The sequence below is a fragment of the Paenibacillus sp. JT31N7 genome (genome assembly GCF_059692095.1).
Map to the genome: position 1 here is coordinate 487,440 of NZ_JCAUAT010000003.1, position 19,475 is coordinate 506,914.

Sequence of the window (19,475 nt, forward strand, 5' to 3'; positions counted from 1 at the left end):
GTTTGATTATGTTAAGGGGGACCTTCTGATGAAACAATCGATCAATATTCAGGACAATTTTCTGAACCAGCTCCGTAAAGAAAGCATTCCCGTTACCGTTTACTTAACCAACGGGTTTCAAATCAGAGGGTTGATCCGCGCTTTTGACAACTTTACGATCATTATCGACAGCGACGGCAGACAGCAAATGGTGTACAAGCACGCTATTTCCACGTTTACGCCTCAGCGCTCCGTATCTTTGATGCCGGCGCCTGAACAGTCCGCAGCCGAATAGCAGTCGGCAACTTTTTGTTTACCTGCTTCGTCTAAATTAAAGAACCGTCCGGAACAACCTTATTTTATAGGGTTGTTCTTTTACTAGTTGACACTTTGCAAGGCAGCCTGCCCCAGAGAGAGCCATGCACAGAAAGAGAGGGAGCGTTGATGGCAGCAAGCAGTAAAACGCCTTCAAAAGGCAAGAAACCGAAAAAAAAGGGGAGTGCCGCGAAGGTTATATTGGGTGTGATTATTGCCGCCCTTCTCGCGCTCATATGCGCGATGAGCATTTATTTAGTCGTTTATTTAAATGGTCTTAAAATCCTTAATGCGAACATTGATAAATTGGACGATGCCCTGGGAGCATCGGTTATTTATGATGCCGATAAACAGGAAATCGCCAAGGTCATCAAGGAAAACCGCGAGAACGTCAAGTTCGAGGCGTTTCCGAAGCAGCTTGTGAATGCTTTCGTGGCGACGGAAGACCGGCGCTTTTTCGAGCATGCCGGGGTTGATTTCTGGTCGCTGGGCCGTGCGGTCGTCAAAGACGTTATTGCACGCAGCGCCGTTGAGGGCGGGAGCACGATCACTCAACAGCTCGCGAAGAACGTCTTTCTGAACTCGGATAAGACATTCTTCCGTAAAGGGACTGAGATGTCTATTGCACTGGCCATCGACAACCAGTTCAGCAAGAATGAAATTCTGGAGAAATATCTCAACCGCATTTACTTCGGCAGCCAGGCTTACGGGGTAAAAGCGGCGGCGAAACGGTATTTTGGCGTAACTGATTTGAAAGATCTGGAACTGTGGCAAATCGCGACGCTGGCGGGTCTTCCGAAAGCACCTTCGAAGTATTCGCCGATCTCGGATCCCGAGGCCTCCAAAGACCGCAGAGCCGTCGTTCTCAGACTTATGGCGGATCAGGGGTTGATCACCGAAGAGGAACGTGCCCAGGCGGCGGCCGTCGATTACGATCCGAAGAAGCAGACACCGGTTGCGCAAAGCGACCTGTTCCCGAGCTTCCGTGACTATGTGATCAAAGAAGCTTACGATCTGTACGGTGTTACGGACGAGCAGATCTCGAACGGCGGGTATAAAATTTATACGACGCTGAACAGCACGGCTCAGAAGGCGATGGATAAGGCATACACGAACGCGAAGCTGTTCCAGCCGGACGGACCGGAGCAGCCGATGCAGAGTTCGATGGTTATTCTCGATAACGCCAGCGGCGGGATCGTCGCGATGATCGGCGGCCGGGATTATAAATCGGGAACGTGGAACCGTGCGTTTAAACCGCGGCAGCCGGGCTCCGCGTTTAAACCGCTGGTTGTTTACGCGCCGGCGATCGAGAAGAAGGGTTACCTGCCTACATCCATGTTGGACGACACAAAGCAGGAATTCGGCAAATATGCCCCGAGAAACTATGACGGCCAGTATCTGGGTCAAGTCGATATGACCTATGCGATCAAGAAATCCAAAAACATTTCGGCCGTTTGGACGTTAAGCAAAATTGGCATCAACACCGGTAAAGATTTCGCCAAGCAGCTCGGCATCACGTTCGACGAAAACGACAATAACCTGGCCATGGCCCTGGGCGGCATGACCAAAGGGGAGTCTCCGCTGCAAATGGCGCAAGCTTATGCGGCCTTCGCGAACAACGGCGTTTATAATCAGGGACACGCAATCTTGAAAATCGAGAAAAGCGACGGAACCGTACTCGATTATAAAGCAGAGCCTAAGAAAGTGATGAGCGAGAAAACTTCCTGGTACATGACTCAAATGATGAAGGAAGTCGTAACGAGCGGCGGTACGGGCGTTAAAGCGGATTTCGGCCGCCCTCTCGCCGGTAAAACAGGTTCGACCCAGCTTGATTTGAAGGGGCTGGAATCGCACTACCGCGATATCTGGTTCGTCGGCTATACGCCTCAATGGACGGGAGCCGTCTGGGCCGGTTTCGACAAGACGGATTCCAAGCATTATATCCGCAAAAATTACTCGGACCGCGCCAACATGGTCTTCAGCGCCGTTATGGCCGAGGCGATGAAAGGTATCCCTGTAAAAGACTTCGAGCGTCCGAGCGGAGGCAAACCAATCGAGCAAGAGAAGCCTCCGGTCCAGGAGAAGAAGAGCGTAACGGACTTGAGAGCAGGCTGGCAAAACAGCGGCGTGCGCTTGAGCTGGACGGCGGCTGAAGGAACGAGCGCCTATCAGGTCTTCCGCAAAGGACCGGGGGAAGCCGACTTCAATCAGCTTACGCCTTCAAACTCAACGGAATATATGGATCAAACCGTCCAACCTGGCGGTACTTACGAGTACTATGTCGTTCCGGCCAACGGAGACGCCGCAGGGGTTCAATCCAACGTTGCGTCCGTTACCATTCCGGGAACGGAGCCGACTCCGACGCCTTCCGATCCGGACGGAAATAATAACGGAGAGAACGGCAATGGAAACAATGACGGGAATAGCAATGGTAATGGTAACGGAAATAACAATGGGAATAACAACGGGAATGGCAATGGAAACGGCAACTCCGGCAAAGACAAAGACAAGGACAAAGAAAAGGACAAAGAAAAGGACAAAGATAAAGATAAAGATAAGGACCCGGGCAATAATACGGACTCCGGAAACGGCGGCAGCGGAAGTTCCGGCGGAACGGTTTCGCCGACACCGACTATAACACCGTCCGAACGTCCGGGCGGATCGGGAACCTCGGGTTCCAGAGACGATGACCGGAAGCAAAATAACGGGTAGCAGCCGTACATTCAACACCCCTTACCTATCTGGTAAGGGGTGTTTTTTTATCACCTAAAAAATAGTTGTAAATTATTTCAATTCCCCTCTTGTATTTCTTATTAATCCCAGTATAATACTAGGTATAAGGTGCTGAAGGAGCTGATGGTCATGCGAATACCCTCCGTACAAGAATGGTCCCGTAAATGGGTAGATGATCATCTTGATTTGTATAATTACGCCGGCTCCCTTGGAGACACAGAGTGGCAGGAAGCCCTAATGGAATCGCTCAAGTTCCGAGACAATTATATCCAGCAGGAAATTCAGGCGAAGTTGAGACAAGATCTTTGGAAGATGTATGATTCGATCAATCTGAAAATGCTGGAGTTGTTCGAGCAGCTGAGGCAGAGCAAGGACAGTACTCAGATTGAAACCATCCGGGAGCAGGTCTGGGTTCTTAAATCGCAGAGAATTGAAATATCGAAGAAAATATTAGCGGTCAAGTAAGACTGACATGTTTTGAAGCTTACTCGGCTTCTTACGGCGGAAAGTCCTAAAAAGGCAAAAAAAAAGACATGCGGTCGTCCGCTCTGCCGGGATGATGCTCCTACTCATTGTGGGATGAATAGGGGATTCGGTTAGAAAGTCCGGATTACATAGACATTTGTTTCATTTCGCTCATCATCTTCATCATCATCGTCATTTTCTCGTCGCACTCTTGCATTTTACCCATCATCATGTCCATATCCATGTTCATCTCAGACATCATGTTCATTTGCATCATGCTGTCCATCATGGATTTCATGGTGTTCATTTTGCACATCATTTCATCCATACACATGGTCATCATCATTTGCATGCACATTTTTTCCATTTTTGTCGCCTCCATTCACTATCAAATTTTTACTACTCTAGTAAGATACCCCATTTTCCAATAAAAGACAACCCATATCGGACAATTCGACAGAAATACTTCTGTCTTTTTTTGGATTTTAACAGAATTGTCAAGATATCCGGACCCGGACAGCAAAAAACTGACGAGAGAATTTCTCTGCGTCAGTTTTTATCGTTAGCCACTGCTGTTATCGGCTCAGCCATTGACGACGGTACCGCCGTTGACGTGCAGAATTTGCCCCGACATATAGGAAGAGTCGTCCGAAGCAAGGAAGACGTAGCTTGGTGCGAGCTCTTCGGGTTGTCCGGCTCTTTTCATAGGTGTATCCGAACCGAAAGCCGCTACCTTGTCCTCCGTAAAAGTGGAAGGAATAAGCGGTGTCCAGATCGGTCCCGGAGCTACGCCGTTTACGCGGATCCCTTTGTCGATAATGGATTGGGAGAGCGCGCGGGTAAAGGAAACGATGGCTCCTTTGGTGGACGAGTAGTCGATCAGCGTCGGGTTTCCTTTATAAGCGGTGATGGAAGCCGTGTTGATAACGGCGCTTCCTCTTTTCAAATGAGGGAGAGCGGCCTTCGTAAGGAAGAACATCGAGAAAATGTTGGTCCGGAACGTTCTTTCGAGCTGCTCCGCCGTAATATCTTCCAGGCTGTTTTGCGGATGCTGTTCCGCCGCGTTGTTGACGAGAATATCGAGCTTGCCGAGCCCGCTGACGGTCTGGTCGATCGCCTTTTTACAGAAGGATTCGTCTCCGAGGTCTCCGGGAATGAGAAGACATTTGCGGCCCTCCTGCTCTACAAGGGACTTGGTTTTCTCTGCGTCCGAATGTTCGCTTAAGTAAACGATGGCCACGTCCGCCCCTTCTTGTGCGTAAGCGACGGCGACTGCCCGTCCGATTCCGCTGTCACCGCCGGTAATGAGCGCGACCTTGCCTTTAAGCTTGCCGGCTGGCCTGTATTTGCTGTCCTTGAATTGCGGCTGAGGAGTCATTTGCGTCTCAATACCGGGTTGATTGTTCTGATGCTGCGGTGGAAATGTCTGCTTCTGCTCCTTATTCGTCGTCATGAAAACCGTCTCCTTTCTATTCTAGCTTACCTTCCTCGGAAAAAATCAACCTTGCTGCAAAACCCTGTAATGGTACCTGAATTCGGGTTTGAATCCGGCACTTTCATACAGATGAAGAGCGGGAGCGTTGTCCTGCAGCACCTGCAGAAAGACGGACCGGGCGCCGTTTGAGGTACACCAGGCAGCCGAATGAGCCAGGAGCGCTTTCGCGAAGCCTGGTCCTCGGCGGTCTTCCCGGACAATGATAGTGGACAAAATCGCCCATCCGTCGGAGGCAAGGGCCGTGCCCAGTGCGACGGTCTCTCCATCGTCCGACATCAGACGGACGAAGACCTTAGGAGCGGGCATGCGTTCCAGCAAGCCTTCGTAGAAGGGACGAGCTTCCGCGGGATGACCCTCCAGCAGCATGTAATCCTCCATCCATGCCGGATCCGGGGCAGCAAGCAGCTCGGCGGCGACGTCGGTGCGGTCTTGATGCGGGCGCAGCCTCGCGTTCATTTCCGCTGCCGGAGCCATCATGCCGAAGCAGGGGGCTGTAACGATGCCGCCTTTGTCTTCCAGCATGGGATCCAGCTCCGGCGGCGACGAATCGCTGATATGAAACACGGCTGGCAGTCCGCGGTCCGAATAGAAGCGGCTTATCCGCTCATACCAGTCAGGCACGGCCGGAAGGTCTCCGACGGCAAGCACGCTGTTCGCGCGCTTCGTAAACCCGCCCGATGCTCTCAGGCGCCAATGGCCAAGCATCTCACTTTCCTCCGGTGGCCACTGGTTTGCAGCCCATTTTTCCAAAGCAAGCCAATCCATCTTCGTGTTCATCGGGTCATCTCCTTGACCTAACTCGTCTTTACCACACAAGGGGAACAATTAAACGAGCCGGCATCTTATAAACATACATAGTTGTGTATAAAAATACATCGTTCTTTATTTTTATTCAAGCATTTTCATGACCAGATCCGCCGTCGGCGTGAAAATATCTTTTTCGACAAAAATGATTTAAAATAAAAGAAAAACGCTGTGGAGGTCCCTATGCTGTTTATCGACAATCAATCCATCACAAAACCGCAAATCAATTTGGCGATCGAGGAATACGCATTGAAAAATTTGCCTGCAGACGAAACATATCTGCTTTTTTACATAAACGAGCCTTCGATTATTATCGGGAAAAATCAGAACACGGTCGAGGAAATCAACACGGAGTATGTGGAACAGAACGGGATTCACGTCGTCAGACGATTGTCGGGAGGCGGAGCCGTTTATCATGATCACGGAAATCTGAATTTCAGCTTCATCACCAAAGATGACGGCGAATCGTTCCATAACTTCCGTAAGTTCACGGAGCCCGTCGTACAAGCCTTGCGCAAGCTGGGGGTGGATGCCGAACTGAGCGGACGCAACGACATTCAAGTGGGCGAGCGCAAAATTTCGGGGAACGCCATGTTCGCGACGAAAGGGCGCTTGTTCAGCCATGGAACGCTGCTTTTTCAGTCCGAAATCGAGCATGTCGTCTCGGCACTCCGGGTCAAAGCGGACAAAATTCAATCCAAAGGCATCAAATCCATCCGCAGCCGTGTTGCCAATATTACGGAATTCCTTAACAAACCCATGACGATCGAAGAATTCAGACAAGAGCTTCTGGAAAATATTTTCGGCATGAAGGCATCGGAGGTGCCTCAGTATGTTTTAACGGAGAAGGATTGGAAGGCGATCCACGAGCTTTCCGCGGAGCGCTACGGCAACTGGGATTGGAATTACGGCAAATCGCCGAAAAGCGAGCTTGTCAATTCCAAGCGTTTTCCGGTGGGAACGATTGATGTACGGATGAATCTGGAGGAAGGCCGGATCGGCAAAATGAAAATTTACGGGGACTTCTTCGGGGTCAAAGATGTCGAGGAAATCGAACGCCTGCTTACCGGCGTGAAGTATGATACCCAGTCGCTGGAACGGACTCTGGAGGAGACGGATATTACCGCCTATTTCGGCGCAGTCGGCAAGGAAGAATTTATCGGGCTGCTGACTTTGAAAGGAGAGGAGGCGTAATGCCTCGTCTCTCCCGCAAATCCTCGCCTCCGGCGGCATGTCCCCAGTGCAGCGGCAAGAGGTACATTTCTTTTAACTGGGCCAGATTCCAGCACGGCCACGATGCCGAATCGAAGCAGGTGCAGCGGGCGCTCAAGATCGAGAGGCAGCTGAAGCACGGCTGGGAATACGCGTGTGAAAATTGCGGCAGCAGATGGTACCTGGGCAGGGACGGCATTATGATGTCTTATATTCACCCTTCCAAAGCCGGGCTGGTGGAGCATTGGAATGCGGGGACCTACGAGGTATCCGATGAAATTTGGGACGAGCTGGGGAAAATCGGGGCCACGGCTCAAGGCAGCATTGCCGGCGGCCGGACTTCCGCGGAAGTTCCCTGCCGGGTGACGACCGTGCGCGGCGAAACGTTCGACATGGCATATGTCAGCTTTCAAAGCCGGCCCCCGATTGATTTGTGGCAGGACGGCCGCCGCATCCGTTTTTGCGACGAGGTCGCAAGCGTGGAGCCGTCTCCTTATACCCTTGGGGCCGATGTCCGGCTGGCGACGTCCCGGGCCCGGGAGATCCGGATGGGCTACGCGCCTACTGCGGTTCAGGCGCCTGACGGCCATCTTTTCCAGCTGAACTGGGCGAATGATTTTTTTGCCTCGGGACCTTATAAGGGAGAGGATCTGAAGCTCACGGACTTGGCCGGGGATTGGGATCAGGCGGACATGGCAGGCGTGCCTTCGGAGTATATCCTCTACTTCGTCGCGGATTGGCGTGCCGATCTGGATTCCCTTTATTTGGACACGGCAGGCAGCGGAGCTTCGGAGCGAATATCCACGGGGCCGGAGGAAGACGAAAATGGTGACGCTTCGGCAGAGGATGAGTCCGGTCAGTTGGAGCAAGCTGAAGGCACGGAAGACCGTGAATAAACACTGCCGTTAGCCGATAAGAATCGGGCGCATGGCTGTTTTGAGGTAAATTTACGTGAAAAGAGGGGCTGAGGAGCCCCTCTTTTTTAGGGTTAAACCGATAATGGTCCGGCTTTTTTATGAAACTTTTGCGATAAGGAAAATGAAATTGTAAACCCGGTTCAACCGGTTTAAGCGATTTTCTAAAAATCAATAGAGTATTCTATACTTTTCGGGGCTTTGGAAGGAACGGTTTGGACAATCCCCCGGTCATATTGAACCTCTCTTACATAAATGGATTTGTAATATTGTTTATAAATATCGGTTTGGCGAACCTGTGTTGAATAGCCGTCGTATTGGATGGCTCCATAATAATCACGGTGAAAAGGCACGGTTTCGGGTGCCGTGTATTCCTTGGAATCCGGCCATACATAGCTGAATTCACCCAAGGCATTACCGATTACGGCGAGCTTTACAAGACCGACGATGCCGCTGTTATATACTCCGTTAATTTGCAGAGAAGCTCTTATTTGCTTAGGTTCGGTTATGGTATTGCTGCTGCCGCGAGCGGTAGAGACTAGAAAAACGTCATTTTCTCTCGGGCTGGTATCCAAACCGGTTATGCTCGTTCCCGCGTTGGAATAGACGGAGTGGTCATAAACTTCGGAAATTTGTTCCGCCGGTCGGAGAGAGGGTTTACTTTGCAGGGCCGTGCCCTGTTGTTTACGTTGAGGATCCGTATACGGAATTGCCGCATTTGAGATTCCCCGGTGCTTGGAGAGAATGCTGAACGTGCTGAACCTGATACCGGTCGAGGTATCCGTATACACGGATTCTGTAGTTGCTGCATAAGCCTTAGTGGCCGGAGAGACTGCCGCAGCGACCGCGGCGAGCAATGCCGAAACTAATTTGTTCACGGACTCACTTCCCTCGAAAAAGATGAAGATACAAGGCGACCTTAACACAATAACCATAATTTTACAATCCGACGATGGGTTTCGAAACCCGGTACCCAGGTCCGCAGCCTCGCTTAACATACGCTCCTGTCCCGCCGCCAAGTTTGTTGCATGACGCCGTTCCTTCCCTGCATATAATTACGAAAGAGGTGAGGAAAATGGACGCAACTTCAAGACGAATAACGGTGAGAAGCAATTCACAGATCAATATTGTGTTCAACAGTCAAGAGGCTGCGCCACTTATACAGGAACCGGAAAGCGCGACTCTGGACATCCAATCCGAAACGTTCAACGAAACGCTTAAGGAATTGAACACGATGATCGGCCTGCAGGAAGTGAAAGATCTTATATATCAAATGTACGCTACGCTGCATATCAACAAGTTGAGAAGCGCAGCCGGACTTAAAGATAATTCGCAGGTTTACCATATGATTTTTAAAGGCAATCCGGGGACTGGAAAAACGACCGTGGCGAGAATACTGGCCAAGTTATTTAAAAGCCTGGGGGTTCTTAGCAAAGGTCATCTGATCGAGGTGGAGCGTGCCGATCTCGTCGGAGAATATATCGGGCATACCGCCATCAAAACAAGGGATTTGATCAAAAGAGCGCTCGGCGGCATCCTTTTTATCGATGAAGCCTACAGTCTGGCAAGAGGCGGGGAAAAGGACTTCGGCAAGGAGGCTATCGACTGTCTCGTAAAAAGCCTGGAAGATCACAAAAATGATTTTATATTGATTCTCGCCGGGTATCCCGACGAAATCGATTATTTCTTGTCGACGAATCCGGGGCTGCCTTCGCGTTTTCCGATTCAGGTTGATTTTACGGATTACAATGTGGATCAGCTTATTCAAATCGCGGAATTAATGATCAGCGAGCGGGACTATACCATGCGCCTCGAATCGGTCAACAAACTGAGGGACATCATTATTATGGAGAAGGAAACGAGCCTCAACTTCAATAATGCGCGGTTCGTACGCAACGTGATTGAGAAATCGATAAGAAATCAGGCCGTCCGGTTATTAAGCCGGTACAAAAAGCCGTCCAAGCAGGACCTGATGGAGATCCTGCCTCAAGATGTGACGGCGGCGGAAAATAAGCTTAAAATGGAGTACGGCGTTTCCTGACTCGCCTAAAAGGGGAGTGTACGGTTTAAGCAGCGTCATAGGCGGATATGAAAACCGCCGAACAAAGCCAGGAGACGATCTGTCCGGCCAAGGGCGAAAAAAACTTATCTGCAGCGAGATAAGTTTTTTTATTTGGAAGCAGCTTGTGCTTTTTCGCCTTAAATCCACCTCAACAAGTGCGGGAAAAGACCCTGTCTAAGCAAGGGACTGATGAGTCCTCGCCGGATGCAAAAGAAATTGGTGAATACCTTTGTAAAAAAGGTAATAATGAGAGATAATGATGATTTAGATCCTCTAACGAGCCCTATAATTCCCACGAACATGGCGGATTACATATACGCAAAAGGAGACACGGCATGAAACAAACAGGTCATGAAGTTAGAACCGGAATGAAAGACCGCGCTATTCTTGTGAGTCTGGTGACGGATACTATGAAAAAACACGAAGAACTCGTGGCTTACTCGCTCCAGGAACTGATCCAGTTAGCGGAAACGGCCGGCGTGGAAGTGCTGGAAACGATGACGCAGAACCGGGAACGCGCCGATACGAAATGGTTTATCGGCAAAGGCAAGGTCGAAGAGCTGAAAGCGCTGATCGATGAGCACGAGGCGACGACGGCGATCTTCGACCAGGAGCTTTCGGGCGCGCAGGTGCGCAACCTGGAGGAGTCGCTGGACGTCAAAATTATCGACCGGACGCAGCTGATCCTCGATATTTTTGCCGGACGCGCCCGCACCCGCGAAGGGATCGTGCAGGTGGAACTGGCGCAGCTGAGCTACCTGCTTCCGCGGCTTTCGGGACACGGGAAAAACTTGTCCCGCCTCGGCGGGGGAATCGGGACGAGAGGTCCCGGCGAGTCCAAGCTGGAGACGGACCGCCGGCATATCCGGGGGCGCATCGGCGAGCTGAAGGCTCATCTTCAGGAGATGGTCCGCCACCGCACGCTGCACCGTGAACGCCGGCGCAAAACCGGCGTCTACCAGGTGGCCCTTGTGGGGTACACGAACTCGGGCAAATCCACCCTGCTGCGTCAATTGACCGACGCGGATGTGTACGTCCAGAACGAGCTGTTCGCTACGCTCGATTTGACTTCCCGCACGCTGGAGCTTCCGAGCGGCAAGGAAATCGTGCTGACCGATACGGTCGGCTTTATCCAGAATCTGCCCCACGATGTCGTAGCGGCATTCCGGGCGACGCTGGAGGAAGCCTGCGAAGCCGATTTTCTGCTTCACGTCGTGGACAGCTCCAGCCCGATGCGCGAGGAGCAGATGCGGGTGGTGAATGAAGTGCTCGGCGATTTGGGGGCGAGCGGCAAGCCTCAAGCGGTGCTTTTTAACAAGATCGACTTGTGCACGGAGCAGGAGCTTCAAATGCTGACGACGAACCTGCCGCACTTGCGGATATCCGCTTATGACGAGAAAGACCAGGAAAGAGTTAAGCTCCTGATTCAGGAAACGCTGATGGGAGACAGCCGTACGTTCCATATTCCTGCGGATAAAGGAGATATCATCGCTCTTGTATACCGGGTCGGCGACGTAGCGGAAAGCGGGGCGGAAGAAGACGTATTGACGTTCCGGGTGAACATTAATAAGGATGATTACGAAAAAGTGCAGTATCTGCTTACTCCTTACGAAGTTAAGGAAGATAAAGACAAGCAGGGAGAATAAGGGAGAGGGAACGGACGATATGCAATTTGATTCAGACATCATGGCTATTATGGAGCAGGCGGAAGAAGACGTCCAGCCGCGCTTCCGTGACATTGAACGGACGATCGACCATAACCAGTGGAAGGTTATCGCCGCTTTTCAAAACCAGGGCATAAGCGATTACCACTTCGCTTCTTCTACGGGTTACGGCTATAACGACAGAGGGCGCGAGCTGCTTGATCTCGTGTACGCGGAAGTGTTCGGCGCGGAAGCTGCGCTCGTCCGTCCTCATTTCGTATCGGGGACGCATACGATCGGTACGGCGCTTTTCGGCGTTTTAAGGCCGGGAGACGAGCTGGTTTATATCACGGGCAAGCCCTACGATACGCTGCATAAAGTAATCGGAAAGCCGGGAGACGGCACCGGTTCCCTGCAGGACTTCGGAATCGGCTACCGGGAGGTTCCGCTTCTGGATGACGGTTCTCTCGACGAAGCGGGCATCCGCGCGGCCATTACGCCGAAAACGAAGGTCATCGGCATCCAGCGTTCGAGAGGGTACGACTGGCGGGCGTCATTTACGGTTGCGGCCATTGGGGAAATGGTGGAGCTTGTGAAAAGCATCCGTTCGGACCTGATCGTTTTCGTAGATAACTGCTACGGCGAATTTACCGAACGACTGGAGCCGAATCAGGTCGGAGCGGATCTCATCGCCGGGTCTCTGATCAAAAACCCCGGAGGAGGGCTTGCGGCTTCGGGCGGTTATATCTCCGGCCGCAAGGAGCTTGTCGAGATGGCGGCCTACCGGCTGACGGCACCGGGAATCGGCGGCGAGGTCGGCGCCATGCTGGGAACGACGCGCTCGATTTATCAAGGGCTGTTTCTGGCCCCCCATCTCGTCGGACAAGCCGTGAAGGGCTCGGTGGTCGCCTCGGCCGTTTTCGAGCGGCTAGGCTTCAAAACCAGACCGAGACCGGACGACCCCCGCACGGATCTGATTCAGGCGATCGAGTTTACGAGCGCCGAACATCTGATCACTTTCGTGCAGGGGGTTCAGCGGGCATCTGCGGTAGACGCGCATGTGACGCCGGAGCCGTGGGATATGCCGGGGTATGAGCACCCCGTTATTATGGCGGCGGGCACCTTCATTCAAGGGGGAAGCCTGGAACTGTCCGCCGACGCTCCGATCCGCGAGCCGTATATCGCCTACATGCAGGGAGGATTAACCTATTCTCATTGCAAACTGGGTGTATTGACGGCTTTGCAGCATATGAAGAAGCGGGGTTTGCTATAAACGTCATGTGAGGTTCGGGAGAAAGCATGCGGTTAATATGCGAAAAACGGAAAAGAGACAGACATTTCGGCGTTTTAGGGCCCCGGAATGTCTGTTTTATTTTCTCTTGTAAATTAAGCTAACATGACTTGACATGTTTCCGTACTTTCCTTTACAATAAGAGCAGAACTTAACGTTCAGGAGTGAATCGATCATGAGTGATGATATCCGCAGAAATATGGCTCTTTTTCCAATCGGTATTGTGATGAAACTGACCGATTTGACAGCCAGACAAATTCGTTACTATGAGCAGCACGAACTCGTGATCCCGGCAAGAACCTCCGGCAACCAGCGGTTGTATTCGTTCAACGATGTGGAGAGACTGCTCGAGATCAAGGCTCTGATTGAGAAAGGCGTTAACATTGCGGGCATTAAACAAGTGCTGCTGCCGATCTCCAAAGACTCCGAGGAAGCTACCGTTATTACCGAACAAACCGAAGTGAAACGCAAAGAGCTGACAGACACCCAGCTGCACAAAATGTTGAAGCAGCAGCTGCTCGGCGGAGGCAAACGGCCGGGCCAGGTTTCGCTGATTCAAGGTGAGTTATCCCGATTTTTTCCAAAATAAAAAGCATGGGGTAAGAGGAGGAGAAGTTCATGACAGTTTCTTACACGAAAGAGGATATTCTAAGAATCGCCAAAGAAGAGAACGTCCGTTTTATCCGTCTTCAATTCACCGATCTCCTTGGAACGATCAAAAACGTGGAAATTCCGGTCAGCCAGCTTCAAAAAGCGCTTGATAACAAAATGATGTTCGACGGTTCGTCCATCGAAGGTTACGTGCGTATCGAGGAATCCGATATGTACCTGTACCCGGATCTGAATACGTGGGTCATCTTCCCTTGGGTGACGGAAAGTAAAGTTGCCCGTCTGATCTGCGACGTTTACCTGACGGACGGAAATCCTTTCCCTGGCGATCCGCGCGGAATTCTGAAACGTGCACTGAAGGAAGCCGAGGAAATGGGCTACACTTCGATGAACGTAGGTCCCGAGCCGGAATTCTTCCTGTTCAAAACCGACGAGAAAGGCAACCCGACCCTCGAACTGAACGACCAAGGCGGATACTTTGACTTGGCTCCTACGGATCTTGGCGAGAACTGCCGCCGTGAAATCGTACTTAAGCTTGAAGAAATGGGCTTCGAGATCGAGGCTTCCCACCACGAAGTGGCTCCGGGACAGCACGAAATCGACTTTAAATATGCGGACGCGATTAAAGCTTCCGACCAGATCCAGACGTTTAAACTCGTCGTTAAAACGATCGCCAGACAGCACGGCCTGCACGCTACGTTCATGCCGAAGCCGCTCTTCGGCGTAAACGGTTCCGGTATGCACTGCAACCAGTCCCTGTTCAAAGGCGAAGAAAACGCATTCGTAAACGAGAAAGATCCGCTGGGTCTCAGCGAAGACGCTCGTCACTTTATGGCCGGTGTCCTGCATCATGCACGCGCATTTGCAGCGATTACTAACCCGACCGTGAACTCTTACAAGCGTCTCGTGCCCGGTTACGAAGCACCATGTTACGTAGCCTGGTCTGCGAGCAACCGCAGCCCGATGATCCGTATTCCGGCTTCCCGCGGCCTCAGCACACGCGTTGAAGTTCGTAACCCGGATCCGGCGGCTAACCCGTACCTGGCTCTGGCGGTTCTGCTGAGAGCGGGTCTGGACGGCATCAAGAACAAAATTCAGCTGCCGCCTCCGACTGACCGCAATATCTATGTGATGACTGAAGAAGAGCGTATCGAGCAGGGCATTCCTAGCCTGCCGGGTAACCTTAGAGAAGCGCTTGACGAGCTGCTCAAAAGCGAAGTTATCGGCGACGCGCTTGGCGAACATGCGCTTGCGCATTTCGTGGAACTGAAAGAAATCGAGTACGACATGTACCGCACTCAAGTTCACGCTTGGGAACGCGAGCAGTACATGACGCTTTACTAAGATAACCGGGTAAGGCTGATCAAAGGTCGGTATCCTAGATCACAAGATCAGCTCCCGTGCCGCCTTATAAAAAAGAACCCGCAGAAAGCAATTTCTGCGGGTTCTTCTATGTTATTAGCGTAATAGGCAGCTCCATTGCCAAGGCCGGATTAATGGATATTGCGGAACAGACCAATAACTTTGCCCAGAATCGTCACATTGTTGAGCAGAAGCGGATCCATGGTGGAATTCTCGGGCTGCAGACGGATATGGTCGCGTTCTTTGTAGAAACGCTTCACCGTCGCTTCGTCTTCATCGGTCATGGCGACGACGATGTCTCCGTTGTTCGCCGTCTGCTGCTGACGGACGATAACCATATCGCCGTTGTGAATGCCGGCTTCGATCATGCTCTCGCCCACGACATTGAGCATAAATACGTTATAATCGCTTACGAGGTGCATCGGAAGAGGGAAGTAGTCTTCAATGTTCTCGGTAGCCGTAATCGGCATACCGGCCGTTACTTTGCCGATGAGAGGGACTTGTGCGACGGAAAGCGCGAAATCGGAATCTCCGTCCGTAATCTCGATGGCTCTCGGTTTTGTCGGATCCCGGCGGATCAGACCCTTCTTCTCCAGGCGTTCGAGATGCCCGTGCACGGTCGAGCTGGACGCCAGACCTACGGCTTCTCCGATTTCTCTGACGGATGGCGGGTAGCCTTTATCTTTCACTTCATTCTTGATAAATTCAAGGATGGCCAGTTGGCGCTGCGAGACCTTGCCCATTACGTATCACTCCAATATGTATAAATTACCTAAAGTATAGCACAGAACCGGAGTTCGTACAAACATAAGTTCGAAAAAATGCGTTGACACAAACATTCGTTCGTGTTAAATTCAAAACAGAACAAATGTTTGGAGGCGTTAATGATGAATGCATACTTTGCCAATCCGGAACTTTCCTTACATACAAGAAGCGGGGATCAGCCCCCGGCTGATAAGGCTTCACCGCATACACCCGCGGTTAATGGAGCGAACGAGCATCGGGAGAACAGCAGCCGTTTTACGTCGCGTGTTTCCGATTTCAAGGGTGAACAGGATGCCTCTATAACAGGGGTGGGAACAAAGGTTCGTAATACAAAAAAATCCAACCGCAACATCATCCGTACGGCTGTAATCGCCTTTGTGCTGCTGCTCGCCTTTAGCTGCGGCATTATGGTTCAAGCGTTCGCGAGCGGCGAGAACAATCCGGCCGACGGACAGGGCCAGGCTGCGGCTCTTAACAAGCAGGAGAGCACAGAGACTTCCGTCATCGTACAAAGAGGGGACACGCTGTGGAGTATCGCTGCGAATCAAGCTCCGGAAGGCTCTGACGTCCGGGCGTATATTTACAAGCTGCGCAAGGTTAATCAGTTATCCGCGGGAGACGTCCTTAAAGTAGGGGATGTCATCAAGCTGCCGTAAGTCTTTCTTCTATTAAAAGGTGTTTCCGCAAGCCCTATCCGCAGGCCGCTGACGGGCCGAAATGAAAATACCGGATAATCGAACGACATGTCCTGTTGGGATATGTCTTTTTTTCGTTTATCGTGTCATTTTAAGTCAGGCAGCTTCTTGACAATCCACATAGCGAGTGGCAAAGTAATAGATATTGAACGGCTGGATAGGAGGAATACGAATGAGCGACAGTTTCCAACTTAAAGTACAGCGCATAAATGAGTTGGCCCGGAAAGCAAAAAGCGTCGGATTATCGGAGGCTGAGCTTGAGGAGCGCAACGAATTGCGTAAAGAATATATTGCAGCTATGAAATCACAGCTAAGAGGTCAGCTGGATTCCATCCATTATACGGATGAACAATAAATCATCGGCCGCCTGAGGCAGTAAAGGGGATCTATAAGATGACGGTAAAAGCAATTTTGTTCGATTTGGACGACACTCTGCTATGGGATGACCGGAGTGTGAAGGAGGCGTTCGAAGCTACCTGTGAGGAAGCAGCCCGCCATGCGGATGTGAATCCCGCAGAGTTGGAAGTTTCCGTACGCAAGGAAGCACGCGCTTTGTATGAAGCCTACGAAACGTTTCCTTTCACCCAGCACATCGGAATCAACCCGTTTGAAGGGCTGTGGGCTAACTTTACGGAAGGAAAGCAGGAAGAGTTCCGCAAGCTGCAGGCTCTGGCTCCCGGTTACCGCAAAGAAGCGTGGACCCGCGGACTCGCCGCTCTCGGCGTTAACGATCCGGAGCTTGGAGCGCGGCTCGCCGAGCAGTTTCCTGCCGAACGGAGATCGCGTCCCATCGTCTATGAAGAGACTTTCGAAGTGCTCGCCGAGCTCAAGAAGTCTTACAAATTGCTGCTGCTGACGAACGGATCCCCTGATCTGCAGCGCGAAAAACTGGCGGGAGTTCCCGAGCTGGCGCCTTACTTCGATCACATCGTCATCTCCGGCGATTTCGGCGACGGTAAGCCGGCCGTCACGATTTTCAATCACGCCATGGAGCTACTCGGTCTACAAGCCGAGGAATGTGTAATGGTAGGCGACAAGCTGACGACCGATATTCTCGGGTCCTTCCGCTGCGGGATGAAGAACATGTGGATTAATCGGCACGGCATGCTCTTTAACGGAGAAGCGAAGCCAACGTTTGAAATCACCTCTCTTCGCGACATCCGGACTATTCTGGAAGCGGAGCGGGAAGTTCAAATATCCGGATAAAAACAAAACCCGTCTCTCGTTCAAAACGAGCGGCGGGTTTTTGCTTTTTATAAAGTTAATGAGTGAGTGCCGCTAATTGGCGTGAAGCGTCTTATGCTTTTTGAAAAGTCGGATCCTCGAACGGGTGGGCAATCCAGCCTTCGGTTTCGATAAAGAGGCGAACCGCAACGATTTGACGATTATCCATCAGAGTGAAGAAGTGCGGCTTGTGCTCCGGCACGGAAATGACATCTCCCGCTTCCAGCTCTACGTTGAAATAACCGACATCGTCGGAACCTTTGATGATAAAGATCCCTTTACCGGCGGTGATGGCACGGACTTCGTCCTCGGTGTGCGTATGCACTTGTTCGAATTTTTTAAGAAGCTCGTCCAGGTTCGGAGTCGCGTCGGATAGTGCGATGATGTCCCAGGTCTGGTAACCGCGGCGTTTTGCGAGATCGCGGATTTCCTCGTCGTAGGTGCTCAGGATTTGAGCTTTCTCCTCGTCGGACAAAATAAATTTCTCCTGAATGCCGGCAGGCAGCTTAGCGGGGTTCCAGTGCTCGTATAAAACTTCCTGGCGGTCCAAAAACGCCCGGACGTTCTCCTCTCCGGAAATGCGTTCACCCGTGTTGCGAATATGAATTTCAGCCATTTCTCATCCCTCTTTCTTTCTCGGAAATAATAGCCGCCCGTAGGTCGGAATAGGTTTATACCTGATTATAGAGGATAAACTCCCGGCTGTCGATAATTCGCGGCAAAAAATACAACTTTTCCGATAGGATTTTAAAAGAGCGCCCCTCCGGATGGAGAGACGCTCTTTTCTTGGCCGATCAAGAGATCCGGTTAGGGAGACAAGTCGAGTCGGCGAAGGGGACGTAATGCGGTTTCTGGCGTGAAGGGCGGATGCACCGCTTCCCGTTGTACCCTCCAAAACCGTCAGGATTGTTTATCCTGGCCTGTCGTTTCGATGCTTTTTTCCACATCATCCACCATTTCTTTGGTCGACGTGCGGAATTCGCGAAGCGTATCCCCGAAAGCGCGGCCGAGCTGCGGAAGCTTGGAAGGGCCGAACAAAATGAGGGCCAGCATCAAGATGATGAGCAGTCCCGAAATACCGATATTGTTGAGCATGGGAATGCCTCCTTTCCTGGTTAGTTTTAAGCTGTCCGGTTTAGAATTAACTTGTTCCGGCGGACAGGTTCTGCCTGCGGACATAGCGAGCGGACAGAAGAATGCTGCATTCAAACAGTGCGATCAACGGAATCGTGACGGCAATGTGGGAGAAGAAGTCGGGCGGCGAAATCGAAGCCCCGACGATTGCCAGTCCGACGTAGGTATACTTGCGCGTTTTACGCAAATTTTCGGGCGTAAGCAGACCGAGCCTTGTAAGAAACAGCACGAGAAGGGGCAGCTCAAACGCGATCCCGAGCGGGAACACGACGTTGAAGACGAGGCTGAAAAAACGGTCGATGCCGTAGGTTTCGGCTGCTCCAATGCTGCGGTTGATGGTCTGCATAAATCGGATCATCATCGGAAGGACAACCGTGTAGCCGAAAGCCGCGCCCGACAAGAAGAGCGCAAAGGAAGCGGGGACATAGATCAGCGTCCCCTTGGCTTCCCGCTCGCTCAGTCCCGGTCTGACAAACGCCCAAAGCTGGTACAGCAGCAGCGGCAGGGTGAGCAGGACGGCAAACAAAACGGCGCATTTCATGTAAATGGCCAAGCCGTCCGGAAGGGCGAACACGTTCCAGTGAAACGATAGAGCCGCCGATGAATTTTTTACCGCCTTCAGAATAACGGGGGAGGCATAAAGCCCTCCGATCAGGGCCAGCAAAAACCAGGCGGACACCAGAATCAGCCGTTTACGGAGCTCCTCCAGATGACCGATCATTTCGGATGGTCGGTCCATAAGCAGTCACCTCCTTTTCATGCTCGAAGCCCTG

The 19,475-nt window shown here is 51.7% G+C and carries 21 protein-coding genes; 13 read left to right on the top strand and 8 right to left on the bottom strand.

The genetic code is table 11. The features are described 5' to 3' along the window. The first annotated feature begins 28 nt into the window (after positions 1-28). The 3 genes from hfq (at position 29) to AC58P5_RS16830 (ending at position 3,492) form a co-directional block, all read left to right on the top strand. Positions 29-274: an RNA chaperone Hfq gene (gene hfq, locus AC58P5_RS16820; protein ID WP_009674373.1), complete on the top strand. Its 246-nt coding sequence runs from the start codon at positions 29-31 to the stop codon at positions 272-274. Between the two features lie 149 nt (positions 275-423). Then, the gene (locus AC58P5_RS16825; protein ID WP_497388416.1) at positions 424-3,006 is read left to right on the top strand and encodes a transglycosylase domain-containing protein; all 2,583 of its coding nucleotides are present in this window, start codon (positions 424-426) and stop codon (positions 3,004-3,006) included. A gap of 150 nt (positions 3,007-3,156) precedes the next feature. Continuing rightward, positions 3,157-3,492, top strand: a complete 336-nt coding sequence (locus AC58P5_RS16830; RefSeq protein ID WP_497388418.1) for a hypothetical protein — start codon at positions 3,157-3,159, stop codon at positions 3,490-3,492. Between the two features lie 145 nt (positions 3,493-3,637). On the opposite strand, the gene AC58P5_RS16835 is transcribed toward AC58P5_RS16830, so the two are convergent. From AC58P5_RS16835 to AC58P5_RS16845, 3 genes are all read right to left on the bottom strand, one after another. Beyond that, entirely contained in the window at positions 3,638-3,859 is a 222-nt protein-coding gene (locus AC58P5_RS16835) for a hypothetical protein (RefSeq protein WP_009674360.1), read from the bottom strand. A 216-nt stretch (positions 3,860-4,075) separates the two neighbouring features. Then, the gene (locus AC58P5_RS16840; protein WP_497388420.1) at positions 4,076-4,945 is read right to left on the bottom strand and encodes an SDR family oxidoreductase; all 870 of its coding nucleotides are present in this window, start codon (positions 4,943-4,945) and stop codon (positions 4,076-4,078) included. 45 nt (positions 4,946-4,990) lie between these two features. After that, entirely contained in the window at positions 4,991-5,764 is a 774-nt protein-coding gene (locus AC58P5_RS16845; RefSeq protein ID WP_497388422.1) for a GNAT family N-acetyltransferase, read from the bottom strand. Between the two features lie 210 nt (positions 5,765-5,974). Here AC58P5_RS16845 and lplA point away from each other — a divergent pair, with 210 nt between their 5' ends. Both lplA and AC58P5_RS16855 read left to right on the top strand, forming a co-directional pair. After that, entirely contained in the window at positions 5,975-6,985 is a 1,011-nt protein-coding gene (gene lplA, locus AC58P5_RS16850; RefSeq protein WP_497388424.1) for a lipoate--protein ligase, read from the top strand. Next, positions 6,985-7,899, top strand: a complete 915-nt coding sequence (locus tag AC58P5_RS16855) for a hypothetical protein (RefSeq protein WP_497388426.1) — start codon at positions 6,985-6,987, stop codon at positions 7,897-7,899. Before lplA ends, AC58P5_RS16855 begins: the two co-directional genes overlap by 1 nt. A gap of 182 nt (positions 7,900-8,081) precedes the next feature. Here AC58P5_RS16855 and AC58P5_RS16860 read toward each other — a convergent pair whose 3' ends face one another. Continuing rightward, positions 8,082-8,795, bottom strand: coding sequence for a hypothetical protein (locus AC58P5_RS16860; RefSeq protein ID WP_497388428.1), 714 nt, complete (start codon positions 8,793-8,795; stop codon positions 8,082-8,084). Positions 8,796-8,992: 197 nt separating this feature from the next. On the opposite strand from AC58P5_RS16860, the gene AC58P5_RS16865 reads away from it, so the two are divergent. From AC58P5_RS16865 to glnA, 5 genes are all read left to right on the top strand, one after another. Then, entirely contained in the window at positions 8,993-9,958 is a 966-nt protein-coding gene (locus AC58P5_RS16865; protein WP_497388430.1) for an AAA family ATPase, read from the top strand. 356 nt (positions 9,959-10,314) lie between these two features. Then, complete coding sequence (gene hflX / locus AC58P5_RS16870) at positions 10,315-11,625, top strand: GTPase HflX (protein ID WP_497388432.1); 1,311 nt, start codon at positions 10,315-10,317, stop codon at positions 11,623-11,625. Between the two features lie 19 nt (positions 11,626-11,644). Beyond that, positions 11,645-12,895 carry a methionine gamma-lyase family protein gene (locus tag AC58P5_RS16875; protein WP_497388434.1) on the top strand — a complete coding sequence of 417 codons (1,251 nt, stop codon included), beginning with the start codon at positions 11,645-11,647 and terminating at the stop codon, positions 12,893-12,895. 193 nt (positions 12,896-13,088) lie between these two features. Continuing rightward, on the top strand, positions 13,089-13,502 hold the full coding sequence (locus tag AC58P5_RS16880; protein ID WP_497388436.1) for a MerR family transcriptional regulator: 414 nt from the start codon (positions 13,089-13,091) through the stop codon (positions 13,500-13,502). Positions 13,503-13,531: 29 nt separating this feature from the next. Beyond that, positions 13,532-14,866 carry a type I glutamate--ammonia ligase gene (gene glnA, locus AC58P5_RS16885; RefSeq protein WP_497388438.1) on the top strand — a complete coding sequence of 445 codons (1,335 nt, stop codon included), beginning with the start codon at positions 13,532-13,534 and terminating at the stop codon, positions 14,864-14,866. Positions 14,867-15,015: 149 nt separating this feature from the next. Here glnA and lexA read toward each other — a convergent pair whose 3' ends face one another. After that, the gene (lexA, locus tag AC58P5_RS16890) at positions 15,016-15,627 is read right to left on the bottom strand and encodes a transcriptional repressor LexA (RefSeq protein ID WP_497388440.1); all 612 of its coding nucleotides are present in this window, start codon (positions 15,625-15,627) and stop codon (positions 15,016-15,018) included. A 141-nt stretch (positions 15,628-15,768) separates the two neighbouring features. Between lexA and AC58P5_RS16895 the strand changes: the two genes are divergently transcribed. The 3 genes from AC58P5_RS16895 to AC58P5_RS16905 all read left to right on the top strand — a co-directional run bounded on the left by AC58P5_RS16895 (position 15,769) and on the right by AC58P5_RS16905 (position 17,550). Beyond that, the gene (locus AC58P5_RS16895; protein ID WP_497388442.1) at positions 15,769-16,305 is read left to right on the top strand and encodes a LysM peptidoglycan-binding domain-containing protein; all 537 of its coding nucleotides are present in this window, start codon (positions 15,769-15,771) and stop codon (positions 16,303-16,305) included. Between the two features lie 211 nt (positions 16,306-16,516). After that, positions 16,517-16,699, top strand: coding sequence for a DUF896 domain-containing protein (locus AC58P5_RS16900; protein WP_497388444.1), 183 nt, complete (start codon positions 16,517-16,519; stop codon positions 16,697-16,699). 38 nt (positions 16,700-16,737) lie between these two features. Continuing rightward, a complete protein-coding gene (locus tag AC58P5_RS16905; RefSeq protein ID WP_497388446.1) occupies positions 16,738-17,550 on the top strand; it encodes an HAD family hydrolase in 813 nt (270 codons plus the stop codon). 91 nt (positions 17,551-17,641) lie between these two features. Here the strand turns inward: AC58P5_RS16905 and AC58P5_RS16910 are convergent, their stop codons facing one another. The 3 genes from AC58P5_RS16910 to tatC all read right to left on the bottom strand — a co-directional run bounded on the left by AC58P5_RS16910 (position 17,642) and on the right by tatC (position 19,441). Continuing rightward, complete coding sequence (locus tag AC58P5_RS16910; RefSeq protein WP_497388448.1) at positions 17,642-18,184, bottom strand: 1,2-dihydroxy-3-keto-5-methylthiopentene dioxygenase; 543 nt, start codon at positions 18,182-18,184, stop codon at positions 17,642-17,644. A gap of 284 nt (positions 18,185-18,468) precedes the next feature. Next, on the bottom strand, positions 18,469-18,663 hold the full coding sequence (tatA, locus tag AC58P5_RS16915; protein ID WP_497388450.1) for a twin-arginine translocase TatA/TatE family subunit: 195 nt from the start codon (positions 18,661-18,663) through the stop codon (positions 18,469-18,471). Positions 18,664-18,709: 46 nt separating this feature from the next. Next, positions 18,710-19,441 carry a twin-arginine translocase subunit TatC gene (tatC, locus tag AC58P5_RS16920; protein WP_497388452.1) on the bottom strand — a complete coding sequence of 244 codons (732 nt, stop codon included), beginning with the start codon at positions 19,439-19,441 and terminating at the stop codon, positions 18,710-18,712. Positions 19,442-19,475 lie beyond the last annotated feature (34 nt).

What these genes read in the sequence shown, in the direction of transcription:
- hfq (WP_009674373.1), top strand. Translation starts at nt 29, where the DNA reads ATGAAACAATCGATCAATATTCAGGACAATTTTCTGAACCAGCTCCGT.
- AC58P5_RS16825 (WP_497388416.1), top strand. Translation starts at nt 424, where the DNA reads ATGGCAGCAAGCAGTAAAACGCCTTCAAAAGGCAAGAAACCGAAAAAA.
- AC58P5_RS16830 (WP_497388418.1), top strand. Translation starts at nt 3,157, where the DNA reads ATGCGAATACCCTCCGTACAAGAATGGTCCCGTAAATGGGTAGATGAT.
- AC58P5_RS16835 (WP_009674360.1), bottom strand. Translation starts at nt 3,859, where the DNA reads ATGGAAAAAATGTGCATGCAAATGATGATGACCATGTGTATGGATGAA.
- AC58P5_RS16840 (WP_497388420.1), bottom strand. Translation starts at nt 4,945, where the DNA reads ATGACGACGAATAAGGAGCAGAAGCAGACATTTCCACCGCAGCATCAG.
- AC58P5_RS16845 (WP_497388422.1), bottom strand. Translation starts at nt 5,764, where the DNA reads ATGAACACGAAGATGGATTGGCTTGCTTTGGAAAAATGGGCTGCAAAC.
- lplA (WP_497388424.1), top strand. Translation starts at nt 5,975, where the DNA reads ATGCTGTTTATCGACAATCAATCCATCACAAAACCGCAAATCAATTTG.
- AC58P5_RS16855 (WP_497388426.1), top strand. Translation starts at nt 6,985, where the DNA reads ATGCCTCGTCTCTCCCGCAAATCCTCGCCTCCGGCGGCATGTCCCCAG.
- AC58P5_RS16865 (WP_497388430.1), top strand. Translation starts at nt 8,993, where the DNA reads ATGGACGCAACTTCAAGACGAATAACGGTGAGAAGCAATTCACAGATC.
- hflX (WP_497388432.1), top strand. Translation starts at nt 10,315, where the DNA reads ATGAAACAAACAGGTCATGAAGTTAGAACCGGAATGAAAGACCGCGCT.
- AC58P5_RS16875 (WP_497388434.1), top strand. Translation starts at nt 11,645, where the DNA reads ATGCAATTTGATTCAGACATCATGGCTATTATGGAGCAGGCGGAAGAA.
- AC58P5_RS16880 (WP_497388436.1), top strand. Translation starts at nt 13,089, where the DNA reads ATGAGTGATGATATCCGCAGAAATATGGCTCTTTTTCCAATCGGTATT.
- glnA (WP_497388438.1), top strand. Translation starts at nt 13,532, where the DNA reads ATGACAGTTTCTTACACGAAAGAGGATATTCTAAGAATCGCCAAAGAA.
- lexA (WP_497388440.1), bottom strand. Translation starts at nt 15,627, where the DNA reads ATGGGCAAGGTCTCGCAGCGCCAACTGGCCATCCTTGAATTTATCAAG.
- AC58P5_RS16895 (WP_497388442.1), top strand. Translation starts at nt 15,769, where the DNA reads ATGATGAATGCATACTTTGCCAATCCGGAACTTTCCTTACATACAAGA.
- AC58P5_RS16900 (WP_497388444.1), top strand. Translation starts at nt 16,517, where the DNA reads ATGAGCGACAGTTTCCAACTTAAAGTACAGCGCATAAATGAGTTGGCC.
- AC58P5_RS16905 (WP_497388446.1), top strand. Translation starts at nt 16,738, where the DNA reads ATGACGGTAAAAGCAATTTTGTTCGATTTGGACGACACTCTGCTATGG.
- AC58P5_RS16910 (WP_497388448.1), bottom strand. Translation starts at nt 18,184, where the DNA reads ATGGCTGAAATTCATATTCGCAACACGGGTGAACGCATTTCCGGAGAG.
- tatA (WP_497388450.1), bottom strand. Translation starts at nt 18,663, where the DNA reads ATGCTCAACAATATCGGTATTTCGGGACTGCTCATCATCTTGATGCTG.
- tatC (WP_497388452.1), bottom strand. Translation starts at nt 19,441, where the DNA reads ATGGACCGACCATCCGAAATGATCGGTCATCTGGAGGAGCTCCGTAAA.